Origin of the sequence: Candidatus Sororendozoicomonas aggregata, assembly GCF_031528575.1 — a bacterium.
Classification (GTDB): domain Bacteria; phylum Pseudomonadota; class Gammaproteobacteria; order Pseudomonadales; family Endozoicomonadaceae; genus Endonucleibacter; species Endonucleibacter aggregata.
In genome coordinates this window covers 1-21,372 of the sequence record NZ_JAVLSP010000029.1, presented here as the reverse complement: position 1 = coordinate 21,372, position 21,372 = coordinate 1, and the positions used below count along the sequence as shown (strand labels likewise).

The following is a 21,372-nucleotide window of genomic DNA, read 5'->3' as shown; positions in this document are numbered from 1 at the left end:
TACCTATGAATGCCTTGCTTAAAGCCTCTGTGGTCTCAACCATACTGTTACTCTCAGCACAAGCCTCCGTCAGGGCTGAGAATATCCAGGGGAACCCTGAGACACCCTCAAAGTCCCAACAAACAACAGAACCACTGTCAGATGTGAGGGAGTTACAATGGGATGACCTGGCGCCCCCCCCGGAACCGGCCATCGTAAATCAGTATAATGAAGGCGCGATGTCACGGGATGAGGTTATTGCCTATCTCGACAAACTGGGGTTAACAACCGTCAGCAGTATGGATAATGTGACGGGAAAGATGCCTGGCTATCTCGTCCCACTGAATATGAATGAACAGCAGATTGCCACAGAATTGCTGCTCGTACCCACACTCGGTGCCTGCATTCACGTGCCCCCGCCCCCTCCCAACCAAATCGTCTATATATCTTATCCAAAAGGCATTAAGGTGACAGAGGCCGGTTATACGCCCTACTGGGTGTTCGGCACGCTGAAAATTGAAAAAAAAACCTCCGAGTATACGGAAACATTGTATACAATGGCGGTTGATAAAATTGTGGAGTATGAATTTTAAGCTATATTTCCAGCGTCTCATTTTAATTCAACGGCTTTCGAATGCATTGTTATTTTTTTCCTGTCACTCGCTGGTTGTTTGTTTCTTTTTTTCCTTTGGTTTTCAGCGCCCTGCTTTTTGCTGGGCTAAATGATATCTTCCATGCCATTAACGCAAAAGATAAAGCCGTTAATCGGGTTCATTTAGTGGATAAAAATAGCCGTGTAATGACGGTTTGCCATTTAGCTGAAACTTGCCAGGTTGGTTATTTATTAGGTACCGCTGATGATAACTACGATCACTGTCTGTGGACCAATGGCAATCTGTTCGTACCTGAAAGCATGTTTGCCGTAAAAGATGGACAAAACGGAGGAACTTATATTCACAGTGCCACAACAGGCATTTTAGTGGTCTGCGGCACCGAACACCCCCAACCATCCCTCGTCTCTGACGGCTTTGCTGTCAGCGGTTACCTATCGCAAATAATGACGTTACAACCGGCATTACAACAACGCTATCTTCAATCTTTGCCAAATTCCTTCGCCCCTGTTCATAACAGTGGCGCAACGCAGTCACCTGTTCACAGCCTCCCTGCAGGACAGCAATACCAACAATACAGACAGCCATTACCGTCCGAAATGGCTAACCAGCAAAATGTACCCTCATTTTATCCACCTGCTGAAGCCGTAGGACAGTGTTTTTTCCCAGCTGATTACACTCATACGCAACCATTTCCACCTGATCACTATCCAATACAGACCGCTTTCCCCACAGTTACAAAACAACCGCCAGCAGAACTGAATGAAAAAGTAAAAACGTTTGCTGATAAAAGTCAGACGCCTGAAGCGAACACTGATTCCAATACAACAAATAGTAATGATCCAGTGTGCTTTGAAGCATTTATCAAAACAATGGGGTTTTTAAGGAAAGAACTAGAAGACACAAACAGTCGTTATGACAGTCGTTATGAAGGTCAACAAAAAAAAATAGAATTACTGGAGAAGATGCTGGAAAATCAAAACAATGGGCTGTTATTTCAACAAAAGCCAACAGCATTAACCGAGAATGATAAGAAAATAACAATAGTAGAAAATAACGTTCAACGGGATGCTTTTACTCAGCCCCCCCCTTATCAAGTAACAACCACCATCACCGGCGAGAGTACGGAGCAATCTTATTGCAATCATCCAACGTCAGAAATAAACAACGTTGATCAACCTACTGGCGCGAGCTTGCCATTAACAGTGGATGATTCAGCACCAGAAGACTCAATACAACATTCAATCACTAAAGCACCAGAAAAATACGACGTTGATCAATCTACTGCCGCGAGCTTGCCATTAGCAGTGGATGATTCAGCACCAGAAGACTCAATGCAACATTCAATCACTAAAGCACCAGAAAAATACGACGTTGATCAACCTACTGGCGCGAGCTTGCCATTAACAGTGGATGATTCAGCACCAGAAGAATCAATGCAACATTTAATCACTAAAGCACCAGAAAAATACGACGTTGATCAATCTGTTGGTGCGAGCTTACCAACAACGGATGATAATTCAGAGCCAGAAGCCCTGAGACAACATCCAGCGACTAAAACGCCAGAAACAAAAACACAAAAGGCACAAAAGGCACAAAAGGCACAAAAGGCACAAACACAAAAACTCCAAAAACCCCAAAAAACAACGGAGAAACAGGGTTACAATAGAAAGAACAGAATCAGAAAAAAAAATAAGCCAAAGGCTGAGGGAGTAGTAGCAAGCAAGACATTTGCAGCCATCTCTGCCAGCGCCCCTGACGAACCCGGTGGTAACACCACGGCTTTTGGCGCGCTCAGCCTTCGCTGTAAAAAAACGATATTACAATACCCACGTACAATAGTGACTGCTGCGATGCTGACAACCCTGCTGTTCTCTTGCTACGCCGCTGACGTAGATCTGCCTTTGGTGTTTTTTTATCTGATAACCGTGCTGAGTCATTTTTATGAAACGGGTATGGTTTATGCCAGCTATAACCTTCACAATGGTATGGCGCTGGCTCAAGAGCACTTGTTACCCCCGGTGGTTGCTGTCCTGGGCACGGTGGGTGGTTATTTAGCCGGAATAAATGGCAACTGCGCTGACACCCAAAAAGCGTTAACTGAGCATCAAAGACTGCTGCTATCACCAATAACAAAACTCTATTCGACAGATAATTTTAGCGAAGATTGTCCTGAGCTTGATTATCTAAGGCAGTACGGTAATGTGCCGTGTTTTAAGGAAGTTGACTGGCAAACCTTCCGGGAGCCAGCACCTAAAGGCAGGTATATTCTCCTTCAGAAAGGAAAAATAAACCTGAAAGAAGCCAAATGCAAAACATTAAAAAAACTGGATCGCTTGCTCAAGCATATAGCCGGCGCCAGTGACAAGGATATAAGATATACATTAAAACAATGTGGCCTGATTACCAGAGAATCATTGGCTCAATGGTGTTATTCACATATTCTTAAAATGACTTCATGGGACAAATCTATCAGTAAATACATCGAACAATTAATCAAATTACAGGAAAAAACAGAAGACGACAAACATCAGCCCTTCCAAATATCCGCTCGCCGGGTTATCGGGACTATCGGTGACGGTAATCACTTCTTTTACGGCGCTTCGTTATGCTGTCAATGCCAGGGAGATTGTTCACTTCCTCCAGACACAGTCGCCGGGTTTTATCAAGATCTGAAAGATAGTGAAACGTACACAATTTATTTAGATCTCCCCGATAGAAAAGACACCGTTTATTCACTGGAGAAATTCCGCCCTTCAAAGCGTGGTGGCACCTGGGTAACGATTGGAAAGTTTCACCACCAAGAGGGGATGGAAGCATTACGCATTGAACTTGCGCCTAAAACGGGAATCTACCGAATCACTGATAGTGATGACGGTTCTATTAAGGCTGCATACTGCGTTATCGATGGGAAAACGTCGAGCTACTTCTTTCATTGACATCCTCCCCGTCGTGAACGACGGGGATTCCTGATCGTCACCAATCAGGCTTCCTGGTTCAACACGCCTTCCCTAAATGGTGGCTAGGCCGCCATCCCCGTTCCAGTCGCTCCACAGGCTAACCCCGCCAGTCCGACGGTTTTTATGTTGATAGCAGCCGCTATATCTCTATCCCAATGAGTTTTACACTCTGGGCATTCCCATTCACGGATTGATAGGGGCATACTTTCATGGACATATCCGCAACTGGGACAACGCTTTGAACTAGGAAAGAATCTATCAATGACAGATACAGTACGATCAGCCCATTCAGCTTTGTACCGTAGCTGTCTGACAAATTCACCCCAGTTCGCATCGGCGATATGTTTTGCCAGCTTTGGATTTTTAACCATATTCTTCACAGCCAAATCTTCGACACAGATCACTTGGTTCTCGTTGATTAATCTGCGGGATGCTTTGTGGGTAGCATCCATCCTGCAATCCGCTATTTTCCCATGAAGACGGGCAACTTTAAGCCTTGCTTTAGCTCGGTTGTTGCTACCCTTCTTCTTCTTGGCAAGTTCACGCTGAAGATGTGCGAGCTTGCGCTCGTAGCGTTTGAAGTGCTTTGGATTACCGGATTTTTCACCATCTGACGTGATGAATAGGTCTTTCAAACCTAAATCAATACCAACCGTTTTTTTGCTGATTGGCATTGGTTTAGACTCAAATTCACAGAGCATGGAGACAAAATATCGTCCAGCCTTATCCTTGCTGATTGTGATACTGGAAGGCTCTGAAGGCAGCGCTCTGCTCCATTTGATAACCAACGGTTCTTTGCTTTTGGCTATGAACAACTGCCTATCTTTCATGCTGAAAGCAGCCTTTGTTAATCGAATACTTTGCCTTGCTGTTTTCTTTTTGAAGTTTGGATACTTTGCTCTGCCAGCCCAGAAATTCTTAAAGGCTTCCTGCTGATCCCGTAGACACTGCTGAAGAATTACACTGGACACGTCTTTCAAAAAAGGAAATTCTTTCTTGAGTGAAACCAGCCGCTTTTCAGCTTTTGAATGAGTGATGCTTTCACCATCGTTGTAGTAGGCATCTGTGCGAAAGCGAAGCGTGTTGTTATATACAAACCGTGCGCATCCGAATGACTGAGCGAGAAGTGTCTTCTGCTCAGCACTTGGATAAAGTCTGTATTTGTAGGCACGTTTCATATTCATACTAATATTTTACAGAAACAGCTTAATGCTGTAAATACAGGTATACCGAGTATTGCCATCCTTTCAGGCTGGTGTGCTATTCATCCCCGCACTAGAAGTACGGGGCTTTCCGCACTTTTGGTAAGTTTCAGTAAGCCTTGAAATGGCTCCCAAAAATCAGACAATGGTGTAAGCCCTGATCAATACCAAACGGGATAGAACCATTAAGCGTCAAAAACGCGAACAATACCGTTCAAATGTCAAGTCGAAGGTTGCCCTCACAGCCATCAAAGGTGATCAGGCAACCCCTGAGATTGCTGCGCGTTTTGAGATCCATCCGATCATGTCAGGCACTCGTATCTCAAAAACGTCGCCCGAGGAGCCTGTCGGGCTTAAGCTTTCGAGCATGAAATTCAGTAGAGCGAGTCAGATTTTTCGATCAATTTGCGCGAATAATTGACCTGTTTAAGCAAATTCATCGGAAAATATGGCCGCTCTTTCTCGTACTTTCTGGATTTCAGGCCGAAATTGCCTTAAGTCCGAAGTCCGACAGGCGCCAAGGGGCTGTGGCAAAACTATAGATCATCCATCCACTCTTCCTCGGTTATTATTCTGTAGACTCTATTGGGGCTGCGTCTACTGCCTCTATCCCTCATATCGGCTTGATGGCCGGCCGCGAAGGTACTGCCATCAATAGCGACAAAGCGAAGCAATTGACCGTCCTCGCCCTTAAACGCATGGGTTCTACAAAGATGCTCCATAGCATCGGCGAGTTGAAAAAATGGCCTTTGTCCTTTACCGTTGGTGAGATTGGTATATTTAACGGTTTCCCCATATTTCCTGACCCAGCCACAACCGTGGTAATATAAATAAATACCATGTGTTTTAAATACTTCTGCCGATTCCTTTCTGGCTTCCCTAAGCCACCGGTTTTCAGGGTAAATGGTGAAGTAACGAAGACCTGACAAGGTAACCATCAGTGTTTTTTCGTTATCACTATTGAGGAATACTTTGAACTTAAATTTATCAGCGTCAGCCATAAATTGTTGATCATATACTAAATTTGAATACAAGTAATCCGGTGGGGCTCCAGCTTGATCACCTGTTGCAGGCGTTTGAAATTCTTCCATCATAACAAGGTCATACCCTGATATTTCTGGATTACTGCCGCCGGTTTTATGCCAAAGAATTTCAATAATCTCTGGAGTCATGGATAGACTGGCTATTGGTGTAAAATAAACAGGCTGCTTTTTAAATATTGAAAGGTTTCTGATAGCGCATATCAATTCACCGTTGTTGTTTTTTTTAAGACGACCAAAGTGATATTTTTCTATTTGTTGAAAACCATCACTGGAACCCTCATAGGTAACAATACCTAAATCCCCCTCTTTTGCGCCTGCTGGCGGTTTGCCGTCATCCCAAAACACGAAGTTTGCAGCCGAATGACTGATTGTGGACAGAAAAAAGGTGATTAACACGATAGATTTTAATATGCGCCGTGCCCATAAATTAAATGTCTTCATTGCATTATCTCACTGTCTCTCGGTTATTTTGATTATAAAGATACTTCTGGCTTTTAATTTGTTGCCCGACCCAAAAGCATAGACAAGCTTTCAAAAAATGCGAGGCTCATACATTCACGGGCATTCACGCACTGCGGGAGAGCGCATAATACTTATTACTCTACAGAGCGTTACTATAACGCGTTTACTCTATTCACCGACGACTAACCCGGATATTTCATAAACTGCCCTGAGAATTGCTTAGAGCCGCAAGGAGCAAGCAAGGCCAGGAGCCTGTTTATGAAATATCCGGGCTAAGCTATGCTGGAACAGATCCAACGCAGGTGATTTGCCCCCTTGGATTCAAACGGTATCGTTATACACTGCCTCCCAGCCTTGTTGTTAAAGGTACCGCACAGGTTCTGGTTCTGTATAGCCGACAGGCAGGTGTTCAGATTCAACCCCTTCTTTTTCAGACGATGGTGGAATTATCAGCATGTTGGTCAGGGGGCGGGCATTAAAACTGTCGGAGTACTTTTATCAGCACGGTGGTTTGCTGTTTTATGTAGTCACCTGGCTTGTCTCTAAAACAACCTCCTTTGCTAAATTGATTAGCGCAACCGACCAAAGATACGCGCGAAAAACCGCCCAGTGAACAGAAACATCCCATACAACGGTGGTTGATAAAATGGTAGAGTATGAATTTTACGCTATATTTTCAGCGTATTATTTTAATTCAACGGCTTTCAAATGTATTGTTATTTTTATCCTGTCACGCGCTGGCTGGTTGTTTCTTTTTTCCCTTTGATTTTCAGCACGCCGCTTTTTTCTGGGCCATACGATATCATGTACGCCATTAATGTAAAAGATAAACCCGCTAATCGGGTTCATCTGGTTGGTATGGATGGCTGTGCAGTGGCTATTTGCCATTTGTCGACAGATTACTCGGTTGAGTATTTATTAGGTGCCGATAATTCCAACTACTCTAACTGTCTTTGGATCGATGGCAACCTGTTCGTACCTGAGGGAATGTTTGAGATAAAATATGAAAAAAACGGAGGTGCTTGTATTGTCAATACTCTATTGGGCATTTTAGTAGGCTGCACAGTAGAACAACCGGAACAATTTACCGCCCATAACGCAATTATCACCAACGGTAATCCGCAGCGAATAATGACTTTATCGACTGCGATAAGAGAGCTTTATAGTGGATCTTCACCAGATTTTGCTGCTCCTGCTTTTAGTAATAGTGGCCCGACACAACCACTTGTTTACAGCCTTCCACCAGTTGGTAGAGACGACGGGGTCCGGCCGATATCCCCTGAAATGACTGGTCAGCAAGCAGCCTTTTCATTTAATTTATCACCGCCTCAAGTGGTGGGAGCTTATTCGTACGCATCTAATTCCAAAATATTATCACCACCTAACCAATACCTGACACATACCTGTTCAACCACAGCCCAATCGCAATCAATTCATACGCCTAAAATACCAGCCAATGCCAATGATGATGACCCTCAATTTTTAAGACGAGAGATATGTAAACTGAATGATAAAATAAACAAGCTAACTGAGGAAAGAAAGACGCATAATGCGCATGCGGGTTCTAATAAAAAACCTGATAGTGAACCCGTGCGCTATGACGCCTTTATGGGAACATTAGGATTATTCAGGCAAGAACTGGAAGATACAAACGATCGTGTTAAACTTCAGATAAAAAAAGAAATAGAATCACTGAAAGAGGAACTGAAAAATCCAAACAACGGGCTTTTATCTCAACAAAGACCAACAGAACTAACCAGAAATAACGGGGATACACAGGCATTAGAAGACAAGATTCAACACGTTTCTGTTACTGGGAAACCTCCTTCTCAGGTAGAAGCTGTCAATACCAGCGATAATGTGGAACACTCTTATCGCAATGATTCATCGGCGGAAATAAACGACGATGATCAATCTGCGTGTGCGATCTTGCCAACAACAAGCAATGATTCAGAACCAAAAGGCACAGTTCAGCATTTAATCACTCAAACACCAGAAGAATACCACGTTGATCAACCTTCTAACGCAGGTTCACCAACAGCGGATGATAATTCAGAGCCGGAAGCCTTGAGACAACACCTAGTCACTGAAACGCCAAAAACACAAACTGAGGAAACACCAAAAACAACTCAACCGGTTTTCAAAAAAAAGAAAAGAACCATAAAAAAAGACAAGCCAAACGCTGCAGGAGCAGTAAGGGAGACATTTGCAGCTAGCTCCCTTGAAAAACCCGGTGATAAAACCACTTCTTTTCATGCGCTGGGCTTTCAATGTAAAAAAACGATTTTACAATACCCGCGTACAATAGTGACCTCTGCGATGATCACAACCCTTCTGGTGTCTTGCTACGTGGCTGACATAGATCTTCCCTCAGTGTTTTTTTACCTGCTCAGTCACTTTTATGAAATGGGTATGGCCTATGCCAGCTATAACGTTCAAAATGGTATGGCGCTGGCTCAAGAGTACTTTTTACCCCCGGTTGTTGGGGTTTTGGGCACAGTGGGTACTTTTTTTGCCGCAATAAATTGCAACTGCGCTAACACCCAAAAAGTGTTAACTGAGCATCATGGACTGCTGTTGTCACCAATCACGAAACTCTATCCGTCAGATGATCCTAGCCAGGGTTGTCCTGAGCTGGATTATCTAAGGCAGCAAGGCGTCGTACCTTATTTTAGTGAGGTTGATTGGCGAACCTTTCAAAAGCCGGCACCTAAAGGCAGTTATATTGCCATTGAACATGGGCAAGTAGACCTGAGCAAGATCAGCTGTAAAAGGTTAAAAAAACTGAATCACCTGCTCAGGGTGATAGGCGGCGCCAAGGGCAAAAAACTACAAAAGATATTAAAACAATGTGGTATCGTTTCCAATGACTCATGGGCTGAATTTTGTTATGCGTATATTGGTAAACTGATGCCATCCGGTAACCCCATTAGTCACTACGTTCAACAATTAATGAAATTACAGAAACAATCAAAAAACAATGGGCATCAACCCTTCCAAATATCGGCTCGCAGAGTTCTCGGGTTTGCCCATGACAGTGAATTATTCTACGGTGTCACGCTATGCTGTCAAATCCGGGATGAGTGCTCGCTTCCCCCGGGCACGGATGATGGATTCTATAGAGGCGCGATAAGCACTGAAGTCGGCAAAATAGATTTCGACCTTCCCTATCAAGAAAAGATTGTATATTCATTGGAGAAATTTCACCCTTCCAAGCATGGTGGCACATGGGAGCATATCGCAAAGTTTTGCAAACGGAGAAGCTTGAGAATTCATCATGCGCCTAAAACGGGCATCTACCGGGTCATGGATCCTAGGACAAATTCTGCTATCGCTGTGTACTGCTTTATCAATGGGGAAGTATCAAGCTATTTCTTTTAGCAGGCATGTCGTGGCCCCCGTATATCCCCGTATCACAGCGCGACAGTTCAATTTTATCCAATAGCAAAGGGTATTACAAAAGACGATTGATATGACTTGTCTCGAAAATAGCCTTCTTTGCTAAATTGATTAGCGCAACCGACCAAAGATACGCGCGAAAAACCGCCCAGTGAACAGAAACATCCCATACAACGGTGGTTGATAAAATGGTAGAGTATGAATTTTACGCTATATTTTCAGCGTATCATTTTAATTCAATGGCTTTCAAATGTATTGTTATTTTTATCCTGTCACGCGCTGGCTGGTTGTTTATTCTTGTACTTTGATTTTCAGCGCGCTGCTTTTTGCCGCACCAAACGATACCATTGATGCCATTGATGCCATTTACGCAAAAGACAAAACCATTAATCGAGTTTATTTGGTGAATAAAGATAGCTATGTAGTCGCTATTTGCCATTTAACGGGAAAATGCTCGGTTCGTCATTTATTAGGTGCCGCTGATGGTAACTACTCTAACTGTCTGTGGAGCGTTCACTGCCTGTTCGTACCTGATAACATGTTTGTTGTACAACATGGGAAAAACGGAAGGGCTTACATTCACTGCATTGTCTCAGATATTCTAATGAGCTGCGTGCTGGAAATACCGCAACAATATGTTGCCTATGATGCATTCATCGCCAGTCATTACACGCGGCAAGCGACTTCACAAGCCTCAACACAGCAGCTTTGTATAGGCTCTTCCCAAGGTTTTGCCACCCCTGGTTATACTAGTGGCCCGGCACGATCAGGTGTATACACCGTGCTGGTAGAAGAAGAATACTGGCAGCAGACAGAACCCGCTTTAATGGCTAACAACCAGCCAGCAGCCTCGCCACTTTATTTATCACCGTATCAAGCTATGGCAGATTATTCGTATGCAACTGATTCCACGTTCTCATCACCTGATCAATCTCTGGCATGTTCCGGTTTCACCCTGGACCAAAACCAATTCATTGATACACCAACAATAAAATCCGATGACTATCAATCTCTGAGGCAAGAGCTATCCGACCTGAATAAAACAGTAGCAATGCTTATTGATAACAATAAGACACTTGAAGCTAAAACGGATTCCATGGCAACAGAGAATAAAAAGGCAGTGCGCTTTGATGCGTTCATCAATACAACCTCATTCTTAAGGGAGGAGATTGCATCATCAAGCAATCAGATGATGCAATCTCAAAAAAAAGAAATAGACTTACTGAAAAGGAAACTGGAAAAGGAACAGGAACAGGAACAGGAACTGAAAAATCCCAACACTGAGTTTTTATCCCAACAAAGACCAGAAAAATCAACCAAAAATAACAACCATACACAGGAATCAGAGAACAAGGTTCAACACGTTTCTATTACTGAGACCCCTTCTCAGGCAGAAGCCGTCAACACCAACGATGGCATGGAACACTCTTGTTGCGATGATTCAACGTCAGAAATAAACGATGCTGACGCTAGCGCGCCCTTACCAAAAACGGATGATAACTCAGAGCCAGCAGCCTTGAGACAACATCCAGTGACTAAAACACCACAAACACAAGCACAAGAAGCACCAGAAACAACAAAACAAGTTGGTAAAAAAAAGAAAAAAACCAGGAAAAAAAAAGATACGCCAAGGGCTGAGACAGTCGCAAGCAAGACACCTGATGTCAGAACTGCCCGTTCCCTTGACGAACCGCGTGATAACACCACGTCTTTTGGTGCATTCAGCCTTCAATGTAAAAAAACGATTTTGCGATACCCACGTACAATAGTGGCTTCCGCAATGGTCACGACCCTCTTACTGTCTTGTTACATCGCTGACGTAGATCTTCCTTCAGTGTTTTTTTACCTGATAACACTACTCCATTATTTTTATGAAGCAGGTGTAGCTTACGCCAGCTTTAACGTTCAAAATGGTATAGCGCTGGCTCAAGAATACTTGTTACCCCCGGTTGTCGCGGTATTCGGTACAGTGGGCGCGTTTTTTGCCGCAATAAATGGCAACTGCGCTGACACCCAGAAGGCTTTGGCTGAGCATCAAAAACTGCTGTTGTCACCAACAACGACCCTGCATCCGGCAGATGACTATAGCGCGAATTGTCCTGAGTTTGACTACCTCAAGCAGTACGGTACTGTACCGTGTTTTAATGAAGTTGACTGGCAAACCTTCCAAAAGCCAGCCCCTGAAGACAGCCATATTGCCCTTGACCTGGGGCAATTAAATCTGAAAGATGCCCGCTGTAGAACGTTAAAAAAACTGGATCGCCTGCTCAAGCGTATAGCCCACGCCGGCGCCGATAAAAAGGATATAAGACGTCTATTAAAACAATGTGGCGTGATTGCCAATGAATCATGGGCTGAGTTTTGTTATGCGAATATGCTTAAACTGATGTCATGCAACCAACCCGTCGCTCACTATATTCAACAACTCGCTGAATTACAGAAAAAAGCAAAAAACAATGGGCATCAGCCCTTCCAAATCTCCGCTCGCAGAGCCGTGGGGACTACGCGTGACGGTGAAATATTCTATGGCGCCGCGTTATGCTGTGAATCCCAGGGAGAATGTTCGCTTCCCCCGGGCACAAATAATCCCTTTCATCAAGGCCTGGCAGAAAGTGAAAGCTGCACAATAAATTTAGACCTTCCCGATACAATCAACGCGTTATATACACTGGAGCAATTCCTCCCCAACAAACATGGTGGTGTCTGGCAGAAGATTGCAACGTTTCGCCAGGAACAGGAAACCTTACAAATTAATCATGGGCCTCAAACGGGAATCTACCGAGTCATGGATCCCGAGGCAGACAGAGCTGTCGCCGCATACTGTGTTCTCGGTGGGAAAACGTCGGCCTATTTCTTTTAGAAGCAGCCTTAAAAGTCTGCCCGTAGCGAGGACTGCGAGAAATTTTTATCCTCAATTTCTCGCGATCCTAACTAAGGGCGCTATTCTCGGACAGCCTCCCAGGTCAGGGTTTCAGGTGTTCCTTCAGAACCTCCAGCAAACGCAGACTTTCAGCATGATCTGCCGATGTGGAAGCGTCTTTTTCCACAGACACCTGAATGGCCTCAGCAAGTTCGCTGACCCTTAACTGGAGGGTTTCAGTATGGGTTTTTTCCCCTTGCTTATCACTACCAAACAGCCTGGAGAAAAAGCCAGGTGCTTCCTGTGGCTTTTTAAGAATGATTTTAGGGTCCGTGGAGAGATAGTAAATGCCAGCAGAGCGGTTTTTATCAACAACAACAATTTTTGCCTTTGTCAGCGCATCACCAATAGCGTTCCAGCTTTGCGCATAAGGCAGACCTGTTAGCCTTAGTAGTGGACTGCCATTGCCATCTTCCGTTAACTCCGTGGTCAGTTGGGCAGGTTGTTTCTGCCCTTGATAAGAAACCACATGGCCGCCGCGATCCTGGGCGAGGAAAATCAAAAGGTCAGAGGCTAATGCCTGGTTCATGCGCAAGCTGCGTTCAGCGAGGTTATCCCAGATGGTTGGATCAGCGGCTGATTTTTCGCCCTCCTCCACCGGGGGGCGCCCCTGGTGCTTGATGCCAATGATGGACGTATTGGCTTTTTTACCGGGAGTGACGGTAATCTGAAACCGGTCTTCCATGGGTTCAAGATCTTCGACACCAACCAATTTACCCACAGCGCGAAAGATGACGCCGTGCGTTTTGTCTTCACCGAAGTCGCTCCAGTTGGTTTCCAGAACCCCGTCTTTTGCCGCTTTTTTGGTCAAAACCACGTTGTTATCAGAAAAGAAACTTTCCACCGAGGGGATCAGCATCGCAGGTGATTTGCCCGCTTCGATCCAAACGGTACCGTTAGCATGTCGTATACTGTACGCTTCCCCGCTGCCTTGTTGCTCAAGGCGCTGCACAGGTCTTGGCACTGTAAAGTCGGCAGGCAGGTGTTCAGATTCAGCCACTGCTTTTTCAGGCAACGGTGGAATTATCAACATGTTGCTCAGGGGACGGCCATGAAAACCGTCGGGGACTTTTATCGGTGCCGTGGCTTGCTGTTTTGTGTAGTCACCTGACTTGTCTCGAAAATAACCTCCGTCGCCAAATGGATTAGCACAACCGACCAAAGATACAGCACATACTATTGTTGGTAGAGTTTTTAACACAGATTTCATTCGTTATTCCAACTATCAGGCCGGCTCAGGCTTAGCGACCGGTACAGAATTTTTGCTAATCAGCTTGGCCTGTGCCAATGCATGCTCAACATCACCCTGGCAGCCAGGGGATAAAGGGGTTAAAGGCAGGCGTATGCCTTCAGCGATCAGCCCCATCCTGTGCAGTGCCCACTTCACCGGGATGGGGTTTGGTTCGATAAACAGTTTCTGGTGCAGGTCGTTCAGCTGGCTATTAATGGTTTCAGCACTGCGGCGGTCACCGTTAATGGCAGCGTCGCACATGCGCCGCATGAGCTTGGGAGCGACATTATTGGTCACAGAAATCACACCGTTGGCACCCTGGAGCATCAGCTCCATGCCTGTGGCGTCATCGCCTGAATAGATGGCAAAGTCCTTACCGCACAAATCACGAATCCGCTTGCCCCGCGCCAGAATGCCTGTGGCTTCCTTAATGCCAACAATGTTGGGAATCTCAGCCAGCCGTGCCACAGTTTCCGGCAATAAATCCACCGCGGTACGACCTGGGACATTGTAAAGAATCTGAGGAATGTTCACCGCATCGGCAATGGTCTTGAAATGGCGGTAGAGTCCTTCTTGCGTGGGCTTGTTGTAATAGGGCGTTACCAGCAGGCAGGCATCAGCGCCCAACGCCTTGGCTTCTGCCGTCAGAATCAGGGACTCTTGCGTAGCGTTAGCCCCTGTGCCGGCAATCACGGGAATCCTGCCAGCAACCAGCTTAACGCTGCGGCGGATGACCTCACAGTGTTCCTGTAAGGTAAGTGTGGCGCACTCTCCCGTTGTCCCGGCCACGACCAGGCCATTGGTCCCTTGTTCTATATGATACTCTATTAAATTTTTCAGACATCCCCAGTCCAGCTCCCCATCTTCAAGCATCGGGGTGGCAAGCGCGACAAGGCTACCGGTTATCATCAGTAAACTCCAGTGAGTTATTAGGAGGGATGCCCTCAATACTACTGTTGCTCAAACAGCTTCTCAAGGCTCAACCCGGACATTTCACAAACTGCCCTGAAGATCACCAAAAGCATCGTGGCTTAACGGAACTTTTCGATGGCGCGCCGTACCGGTGTGGACGGTCGGTTGCGCAAAACTTTCCGGGAGCCGCAAGGGGCAAAGGAGGCCAGGAACATCTTTGTGAAATACTTGGGTTAACCCCTGCAACGCAGGTCTTTATTATAGGGCATTGTCCATGAAAGGGCTTGTTTTACTCTTAGGAGCCTGTCGGACTTATGCTTTCGAGCATAAGTCCGACAGGCTCCTAGCGAATAAACAGCAAGGTAAAGCAGCAATCCCTTGTCTATAATGGGTTGCCCCATCAACAATGGCACTGAAAAGGCGTACTAGCCGATATGCTTCAGTTATAAAGCAGATAAGGACGAGCTATGAGTTTATCCCTTGGTAAAAAGGTCACTGAGTTTACTGCTTTGGCGACCCGCGATAAAACCCTGACAACAGCCGATTTTGACGGCTGCAAGGTGGTGTTGTTCTTTTATCCGAAAGATAACACCCCCGGTTGTACCAGCGAAGCGCAGGCTTTTCGGGATCATTATGATGCCTTCAGCGCGTCCGGCACACTGGTTTTTGGTATTTCCCGAGACAGCTTGAGGACACATGAAAACTTCCGTGAAAAACACCAGCTACCTTTCGATCTGATTTGTGATGATGATGAAACCCTGTGTAACCTTTTTGACGTCATTAAGCTCAAGCGAATGTACGGTAAGGAATATCTGGGCATTGAGCGAAGCACCTTCTTGATTGACCGCAATGGTGTCATTCAACATGAATGGCGTAAGGTGCGTATTAAAGGGCATGTGGAGGATGTATTACAGGCAGCGCAGACCATTGACTAGGAGCCTGACCGAGAATAGCGCCCTTAGCGAGGATTACGAGAAATTGAGGATAAAAATTTCTGCTTCTGAGGATAATAGTGGGGCTATTTGACGAAGAAGCAGGAATTTTTAGACCAATTTGCTGCCACCGCAGTAGGGCAGTCTATTCTCGGACAGGCTCCTAGTTAACGGTGAAGTTAGTTATTGGTGAAGGGTGTTCGAGGTCGTAACCCGGGCGTGCCGTGACCAAAACCCCTCCATTATTTTCAGATGAGCGGCTTGATTGTCGCTCGTTCCCCTTGGCACCGATGAGCATGACAACCTGCCCATTGCACTTTATACTGCATACTGCCGAAAACAGAATGCTTTTGTTTTCCCACGGTTCCCCGGTTACGCATGTGACTCTCATCTGATCTCTTCGTCCCCTGCATTCTCTTTTTCTGCTTTCAGGTGACCTTTATGGCCTGCATGACTCGCGACTCTCTTCAGCTTATCCCACACCTGTTCGCAGTAAGATTCACATCAGACTGCCTTCCCGAGCCACCTGCTCATGCTACCGTGAACACTGCCATGCTATTAAGAGCAAGGGCAGGCGCAATCGAGTCATTCCATGGATCCAGTGACATCAGGTGTCCACAATAGGTGATTTAATTATGTATGAGTACCAGGTTGATGATTTTAATCCAGACGATTATCCTGGTGACAACCGCTATCAGCCTATATTCATGGCAATAGTCGAGGGCAACCTGGATCGGGTAAAAGAAATTGTAGAAAGAAACAAACCAGAGCACGTTAATCTTGAGTGTTGCGAATTTAATTATACGCCTTCGATAATGGCCGCCATGTATGGGAGATTAGAAATACTCAAATATTTGATTCGCAAAGGCGCAGACATTAACAAGATGGACTGTTTTGGACGTACGCCCCTGGAAGTAGCAGTAGATATCTACCGTGTAGACCTCACTACCAGAGAAGCCATGGTTGCCATACTGCTTCGCGCAGGCGCAAACCCGCTAATGTGTGACCCTCCATGTGAACCCTCTATGGTTAGAGCTATCAAAGTAGGCGCGGTAAATATTGCCAAAATGTGCCTGGAAAACGGTGCCTATTTTCAGAAAGAATGGGACGTTCCTTTTGGCCGTGATGTCACTGAGGAGCAAAAAGAGCATCTCAGGAGGCTGGTTAATACCCCCCTGAGCTTGAAAACCCAGGCCACCCTGGCTGTCAGGATGCTTGTCAACGGACATGAAACGCACCCAGAGCGGATACCCTGTGAAATAGTCCAAAAACTAAAACTCCCCCCAGAAATAGCCGCTGATTTGATGCTGATCTACCCACAAGAGGAAGAAAAAGAGTAAAGTCTGCTAACCACCCAGTCATGCTATTATCAAGACAACAGCATGTGCAGTGAGATTGTTCCATGGATTCAGTGACATCAGATATCAATAGAGGGTGATTTCATTATGTATGAGGTTCAAAGTGATGATTTTAACCCAGACGATTATCCTGGTGACAACCTCTATCAGCCTATATTCATGGCAATAATCGAGGGTAGTCTGGATCGGGTAAAAGAAATTGTAGAAAGAAACAAACCAGAGCACGTTGATCTTAGGTGTTGCGAGATGGATTATACGCCTTCGATAATGGCCGCCAAGTATGGGAGATTAGAAATACTCAAATACTTGATTCGCAAAGGCGCAGACATTAACAAGGTGAACGATGTTGGATTTACGCCCCTGAACGCAGCAATACATGCCAGCGATATAGACCTCACTACCAGAGAAGCCATGGTTGCCATACTGCTTCGTGCAGGTGCAAACCCGCTAATAGGGGGAGGGGATTACATATGTGACCCCCCTTTGAAAGCAGCTATCAAGGAAGGTGCGGTAAATATTGCCAAAATGTGCCTGGAAAACGGTGCCCGGTATCCGAAAGTCTCGGGGAGTCTCAAGTTTGGCTATGGGGTCGCTGAGGAGCAAAAAGAGCACCTCAGGAGGCTGGTTCATAACCCCCTGGACTTGAGAACCCAGGCCCTCCTGGCTGTCAGGATGCTTGTCAACGGAAGTGATACACGCCCAGAGCGGATACCCTATGAAATAGTCCAAAAACTAAAACTAGCCCCAGAAATAGCCGCTGATTTGATGCTGACGCACCCGAAATAAGAGAAAAAACAGGGGAAAAATGACTAAAGCCCGCTAATGCGAGGCGTTGCCAAGCGGGGCTAGCGTTCAACTTGCGAACGCTTACGGTAGTTAGAGAAGACGATGGGTATTAACTCCCAACAACCTGTTAAACGCCATTTAAACGACCGGCTTTTTAAACGACATTTGCAGTTTTATTGTAAAGATAGTGAACACCCGGTTAGTCTTGCGCTGTCTTATGATGGCAATGCCCCCATCAAAAGCAGGCCAAGTGGAGGCTTCTTCCCAATAAAAAAGGTCTAAACTGGTGTGAGTGCGCTGACTCTTTTTAAAGCGTGATGAAACAATGGTTTTATCCTTACACATACTGGCCTGGATATTTCACCAACATGTCTCTGGTCTCCCTTGCATCCTGGGATCCCTCTAAATTTTTGCTCAGTGAACCGGACACACCCGTCCGGCGCTCCATCACACCATTGGTCAGTGCCGCAATGTTCCTGGCGATCTTCAGGGCCGTTCAGGCAATGTCCGGGCGAGCTCAAGCTGGGGCAGTTCACTTTTCTGGCGTTTACGCTGTACTAAAGGTAAAAAATGATGAATAGACAAATGATGAATAGACGGTTGATTCAACGATCAGGCATGGGTAATCGTTTTTTTATGTCGGTTTTAATGATTACTTTAGGGCTGGTTTCGGCATTTTCGGTCAGTGCCTCGCCCGTGGGGGTGGCACATAAAATAGTGAAAGAAATTCCGGTAAGAGCCTATCCCGAAGGTGTCGCTTTTGCTTCGGGAAAACCTGAAGCTTATGTGACCCACACAAAGGAATTCATCGATGTGATTGATACGTCCAAACAACAGGTTATTGATAGCATCAAAGTCCCTGGTTTTGGTTTTACCCGGATTGTAACGACGAAAGATGGTGCCCACGCTTATGCCATCTATTTTAAAGAAAATAGCAACGATTGGGGCGTCGCGGTTATAGATACCGCAACCCACAAACTGGTAAAGACACTATCCACAGGGGAATACCGAGATCTCGGTCTTGCGATTTCGCCAGACGACAAGTATGTTTATGTTGCGGCCTCAGGTGGTCATTATTACCGCGATGCCCCTGGTGTCGTATTCATAGATACGGCAAAACAGGCAGTGGTAGCAAATGTGCCGGTTATTGATAAAGACGTGTGCGAGGGAAAGTGCTTCTTTCCACTGCCAGCCCTTAATGTCTCTCCAGATAATAACTATGTCTACGCGTCTTATGTTAACGGTACAGCTGTCATAGATACGCTAACGCATAAGGTTATCAGAAAAATACATTTTACTCCCGGTTATGAACCAAGAAGCGCTTTATCCCCCGATGGTCACACCCTGTATGTTGTTTCTGAGCAGGAGGCTTTTGCGGTCAACACCACAAGCGGCAAGATCATCACGTCTAATTTCGTTGTACCAGAACACGATTATTCAATAGGCGCTACCTTATCCCAGGACGGGTCTACGCTCTATGTGGTATCAGCTGATCAACGTGGCAAAAACACAGGCGCCATCGGGATAGTGGATGCTAAAAGCTTAAATGTATTACAAACCCTGACTGATATCGCGGCACCCAATGGACTGGGTTTTATGCCCAACAGTGTGAGTACCTTATATGTTACCAGTCGCAATGACAGGGTTTATATCATGGAATAATACCCATCGTCTTTTCTAACCCCGTTATGGGCATGGCTATCTCGTAGCCTGTCGGACTTAAGACAATTTTGGCCTAAAATCCAGAAAGCGCGAGAAAGCACGAGAAAGCGCGAGAAAGCGCGACAGGCTCCTGGGCTTCAACGCGGGACTTCCCCTCAGGTAGCCAGCGCGATAGGGGATTTAGAAAGCGCGATTAATATTACTGGTCCTGCCTGGAATCTATGCTCACCCCCACATCACTGACACTGGGCCAGACATTCATCACGGCTTTACACAGTGTTGCCAGTGGTATGGCAAAAAACACACCCCAAAAGCCCCACAGGCCACCAAAGACCAGTATAGCGATAATGATCGCCACCGGATGCAGGTTAACGGTTTCTGAAAATAATAAGGGAACCAGGACATTGCCATCAAGGGCCTGAATGATGCCGTAAACCACCATCAGCACCATAAAATCATTGGAGAATCCCCACTGGAAAAAAGCAATGATCGCCACCGGCAGTGTTACCACCGTTGCGCCAATGTAGGGAATGACGACGGAAAAACCAACCAGCAACGCTAAAAGAACGGCATAGTCTAATTCCAGAATTTCAAAAGCAATAAAACTAACCACGCCGACGATGGCAATTTCAATGGCTTTTCCGCGAATGTAGTTAGCCGTCTGCTCATTCATTTCATCGGCTACCTGATTAATCAGACGTCGGCGGGCAGGGAGTAAACTTCCGATCCAGGCAAGTAACTGCGCTTTATCTTTCAAGAAGAAGAAAATCAGAATGGGAACCAGAATGAGATAAATCAAAAGTCCCAATGCCCCCGGTAGCTTTGATAGTGAAAAGGACAGTACCCACTGCCCCAAACCTGCCAGACGATGACTGATGGTGTCGGCAATCACCACGGCCTGCTGTTCAGAGACAAACCCCGGGTACAGCTCAGGCAGACTCTTGAGCAGTTTCTGACCCACTCTGACCATATGGGGGATTTCATTTAACAGGTGGGTTATCTGTTCCCATAATAACGGGACAACCAGCAGTAAAAATACCAGTACAACGGCAATAAACACCGCAAAGACCAGATTGACCGCCAACAGATGCGGCAAGCCCTTACGCTCCAGGCAGTTAATCATGCCCTGCATTAAAAATGCCAACACCAGTGCGGCAATCACTGGTGCCAGCGTATACCCCAGGGTGAGCACAACAACAAAGCCCACAATCAGCAGCACCAATAGTACCAATGCCTCATAATCCGATAAATACCGGTGCAGCCAGTCTTTTATGATATTTAACATGCGCTCACCTGTTATTTATGTTTCAGCACGTAAGTGAACACGCCCAGGCGCTCTTCATTGACCAGCAGCCGGTGTCCTGCCAGGCGGGCAAAACTGGTAAAGTCACGCGCTGATCCAGGGTCTGTTGTTAGCACGCGCAGTGTCTGGCCTGAATTCAGTTGATTCATGGCTTGTTTGGCTTTCAGCAATGGCAGCGGACAATGGGCGCCTTTCAGATCCAGTTCAAGATCCACATGCATCATATGAGAGGTGAACTCCTTTAATCGTTGCAGAGGTATACCGCTAACAGTTTACAGATCCACTGAAACACTGAGAACCACTTATTGTTAACGCTTCCGCGCAAGGAAGTAAATCAGGCACATTCCCCTTGGCGCTCACCTTTGTCAACGACAGGCTTTCCGTTTCGTCGAACAACGTTAAAGACGCGCTGTTATTCATGGGAAGACCGTAACGCATACAGGCAAGCCCCGTTTTTGCGTGGATAAATGTATCCCGGTAGTGGGCTGAGTCTGTGATTCTTACTCCCACAGCCTCCTAGGAGCCTGTCCGAGAATAGACTACCCTACTGCGGTTGCGATAAATTGGTCTAAAAATTCCTGCTTCTTCGTCAAATAGCCCCACTATTATCCT

17 protein-coding genes are annotated in these 21,372 nt (G+C 45.9%); 9 read left to right on the top strand and 8 right to left on the bottom strand.

Going from position 1 to position 21,372, the window contains the following annotated elements:
- The first annotated feature begins 5 nt into the window (after positions 1–5).
- The gene (locus V4C51_RS07660; protein WP_330925557.1) at positions 6–572 is read left to right on the top strand and encodes a DUF3299 domain-containing protein; all 567 of its coding nucleotides are present in this window, start codon (positions 6–8) and stop codon (positions 570–572) included.
- A gap of 41 nt (positions 573–613) precedes the next feature.
- The gene (locus tag V4C51_RS07655; protein WP_330925556.1) at positions 614–3,529 is read left to right on the top strand and encodes a hypothetical protein; all 2,916 of its coding nucleotides are present in this window, start codon (positions 614–616) and stop codon (positions 3,527–3,529) included.
- 83 nt (positions 3,530–3,612) lie between these two features.
- Here V4C51_RS07655 and V4C51_RS07650 read toward each other — a convergent pair whose 3' ends face one another.
- Both V4C51_RS07650 and V4C51_RS07645 read right to left on the bottom strand, forming a co-directional pair.
- A complete protein-coding gene (locus tag V4C51_RS07650; RefSeq protein ID WP_330925555.1) occupies positions 3,613–4,734 on the bottom strand; it encodes an RNA-guided endonuclease InsQ/TnpB family protein in 1,122 nt (373 codons plus the stop codon).
- 554 nt (positions 4,735–5,288) lie between these two features.
- On the bottom strand, positions 5,289–6,236 hold the full coding sequence (locus tag V4C51_RS07645; protein WP_330925554.1) for a hypothetical protein: 948 nt from the start codon (positions 6,234–6,236) through the stop codon (positions 5,289–5,291).
- 825 nt (positions 6,237–7,061) lie between these two features.
- On the opposite strand from V4C51_RS07645, the gene V4C51_RS07640 reads away from it, so the two are divergent.
- A complete protein-coding gene (locus V4C51_RS07640) occupies positions 7,062–9,638 on the top strand; it encodes a coiled-coil domain-containing protein (RefSeq protein WP_330925553.1) in 2,577 nt (858 codons plus the stop codon).
- 268 nt (positions 9,639–9,906) lie between these two features.
- A complete protein-coding gene (locus V4C51_RS07635; RefSeq protein WP_330925552.1) occupies positions 9,907–12,516 on the top strand; it encodes a hypothetical protein in 2,610 nt (869 codons plus the stop codon).
- 103 nt (positions 12,517–12,619) lie between these two features.
- On the opposite strand, the gene bamC is transcribed toward V4C51_RS07635, so the two are convergent.
- Complete coding sequence (gene bamC, locus V4C51_RS07630; protein WP_330925551.1) at positions 12,620–13,786, bottom strand: outer membrane protein assembly factor BamC; 1,167 nt, start codon at positions 13,784–13,786, stop codon at positions 12,620–12,622.
- Positions 13,787–13,801: 15 nt separating this feature from the next.
- Complete coding sequence (dapA, locus tag V4C51_RS07625; protein ID WP_330925550.1) at positions 13,802–14,716, bottom strand: 4-hydroxy-tetrahydrodipicolinate synthase; 915 nt, start codon at positions 14,714–14,716, stop codon at positions 13,802–13,804.
- Between the two features lie 470 nt (positions 14,717–15,186).
- Here dapA and V4C51_RS07620 point away from each other — a divergent pair, with 470 nt between their 5' ends.
- Positions 15,187–15,654, top strand: coding sequence for a peroxiredoxin (locus V4C51_RS07620; RefSeq protein WP_330925549.1), 468 nt, complete (start codon positions 15,187–15,189; stop codon positions 15,652–15,654).
- 160 nt (positions 15,655–15,814) lie between these two features.
- On the opposite strand, the gene V4C51_RS07615 is transcribed toward V4C51_RS07620, so the two are convergent.
- Positions 15,815–16,042, bottom strand: coding sequence for a hypothetical protein (locus V4C51_RS07615; protein WP_330925548.1), 228 nt, complete (start codon positions 16,040–16,042; stop codon positions 15,815–15,817).
- A gap of 244 nt (positions 16,043–16,286) precedes the next feature.
- Here V4C51_RS07615 and V4C51_RS07610 point away from each other — a divergent pair, with 244 nt between their 5' ends.
- The 4 genes from V4C51_RS07610 to V4C51_RS07595 all read left to right on the top strand — a co-directional run bounded on the left by V4C51_RS07610 (position 16,287) and on the right by V4C51_RS07595 (position 19,457).
- A complete protein-coding gene (locus tag V4C51_RS07610; RefSeq protein WP_330925547.1) occupies positions 16,287–16,991 on the top strand; it encodes an ankyrin repeat domain-containing protein in 705 nt (234 codons plus the stop codon).
- A gap of 105 nt (positions 16,992–17,096) precedes the next feature.
- Complete coding sequence (locus V4C51_RS07605) at positions 17,097–17,795, top strand: ankyrin repeat domain-containing protein (protein ID WP_330925546.1); 699 nt, start codon at positions 17,097–17,099, stop codon at positions 17,793–17,795.
- Positions 17,796–17,897: 102 nt separating this feature from the next.
- A complete protein-coding gene (locus tag V4C51_RS07600) occupies positions 17,898–18,077 on the top strand; it encodes a hypothetical protein (protein ID WP_330925545.1) in 180 nt (59 codons plus the stop codon).
- A 303-nt stretch (positions 18,078–18,380) separates the two neighbouring features.
- Positions 18,381–19,457 (top strand): hypothetical protein, encoded by a 1,077-nt coding sequence (locus tag V4C51_RS07595; RefSeq protein ID WP_330925544.1) that lies wholly within the window; start codon positions 18,381–18,383, stop codon positions 19,455–19,457.
- A 199-nt stretch (positions 19,458–19,656) separates the two neighbouring features.
- On the opposite strand, the gene V4C51_RS07590 is transcribed toward V4C51_RS07595, so the two are convergent.
- From V4C51_RS07590 to V4C51_RS07580, 3 genes are read right to left on the bottom strand one after another with little or no spacing between them, the layout of a single operon-like run.
- Positions 19,657–20,742 carry an AI-2E family transporter gene (locus V4C51_RS07590; RefSeq protein WP_330925543.1) on the bottom strand — a complete coding sequence of 362 codons (1,086 nt, stop codon included), beginning with the start codon at positions 20,740–20,742 and terminating at the stop codon, positions 19,657–19,659.
- 11 nt (positions 20,743–20,753) lie between these two features.
- On the bottom strand, positions 20,754–20,984 hold the full coding sequence (locus tag V4C51_RS07585; protein ID WP_330925542.1) for a sulfurtransferase TusA family protein: 231 nt from the start codon (positions 20,982–20,984) through the stop codon (positions 20,754–20,756).
- A 40-nt stretch (positions 20,985–21,024) separates the two neighbouring features.
- Positions 21,025–21,270 carry a hypothetical protein gene (locus V4C51_RS07580; RefSeq protein WP_330925541.1) on the bottom strand — a complete coding sequence of 82 codons (246 nt, stop codon included), beginning with the start codon at positions 21,268–21,270 and terminating at the stop codon, positions 21,025–21,027.
- Positions 21,271–21,372: the final 102 nt, after the last annotated feature.

Coding starts and splice junctions, on each gene's coding strand:
- V4C51_RS07605 (WP_330925546.1), top strand. CDS start 17,097: ATGTATGAGGTTCAAAGTGATGATTTTAACCCAGACGATTATCCTGGT.
- V4C51_RS07640 (WP_330925553.1), top strand. CDS start 7,062: ATGTACGCCATTAATGTAAAAGATAAACCCGCTAATCGGGTTCATCTG.
- bamC (WP_330925551.1), bottom strand. CDS start 13,786: ATGAAATCTGTGTTAAAAACTCTACCAACAATAGTATGTGCTGTATCT.
- V4C51_RS07615 (WP_330925548.1), bottom strand. CDS start 16,042: ATGAGAGTCACATGCGTAACCGGGGAACCGTGGGAAAACAAAAGCATT.
- V4C51_RS07645 (WP_330925554.1), bottom strand. CDS start 6,236: ATGAAGACATTTAATTTATGGGCACGGCGCATATTAAAATCTATCGTG.
- V4C51_RS07600 (WP_330925545.1), top strand. CDS start 17,898: ATGGGTATTAACTCCCAACAACCTGTTAAACGCCATTTAAACGACCGG.
- V4C51_RS07590 (WP_330925543.1), bottom strand. CDS start 20,742: ATGTTAAATATCATAAAAGACTGGCTGCACCGGTATTTATCGGATTAT.
- dapA (WP_330925550.1), bottom strand. CDS start 14,716: ATGATAACCGGTAGCCTTGTCGCGCTTGCCACCCCGATGCTTGAAGAT.
- V4C51_RS07610 (WP_330925547.1), top strand. CDS start 16,287: ATGTATGAGTACCAGGTTGATGATTTTAATCCAGACGATTATCCTGGT.
- V4C51_RS07660 (WP_330925557.1), top strand. CDS start 6: ATGAATGCCTTGCTTAAAGCCTCTGTGGTCTCAACCATACTGTTACTC.
- V4C51_RS07635 (WP_330925552.1), top strand. CDS start 9,907: ATGTATTGTTATTTTTATCCTGTCACGCGCTGGCTGGTTGTTTATTCT.
- V4C51_RS07595 (WP_330925544.1), top strand. CDS start 18,381: ATGATGAATAGACGGTTGATTCAACGATCAGGCATGGGTAATCGTTTT.
- V4C51_RS07585 (WP_330925542.1), bottom strand. CDS start 20,984: ATGATGCATGTGGATCTTGAACTGGATCTGAAAGGCGCCCATTGTCCG.
- V4C51_RS07620 (WP_330925549.1), top strand. CDS start 15,187: ATGAGTTTATCCCTTGGTAAAAAGGTCACTGAGTTTACTGCTTTGGCG.
- V4C51_RS07650 (WP_330925555.1), bottom strand. CDS start 4,734: ATGAATATGAAACGTGCCTACAAATACAGACTTTATCCAAGTGCTGAG.
- V4C51_RS07655 (WP_330925556.1), top strand. CDS start 614: ATGCATTGTTATTTTTTTCCTGTCACTCGCTGGTTGTTTGTTTCTTTT.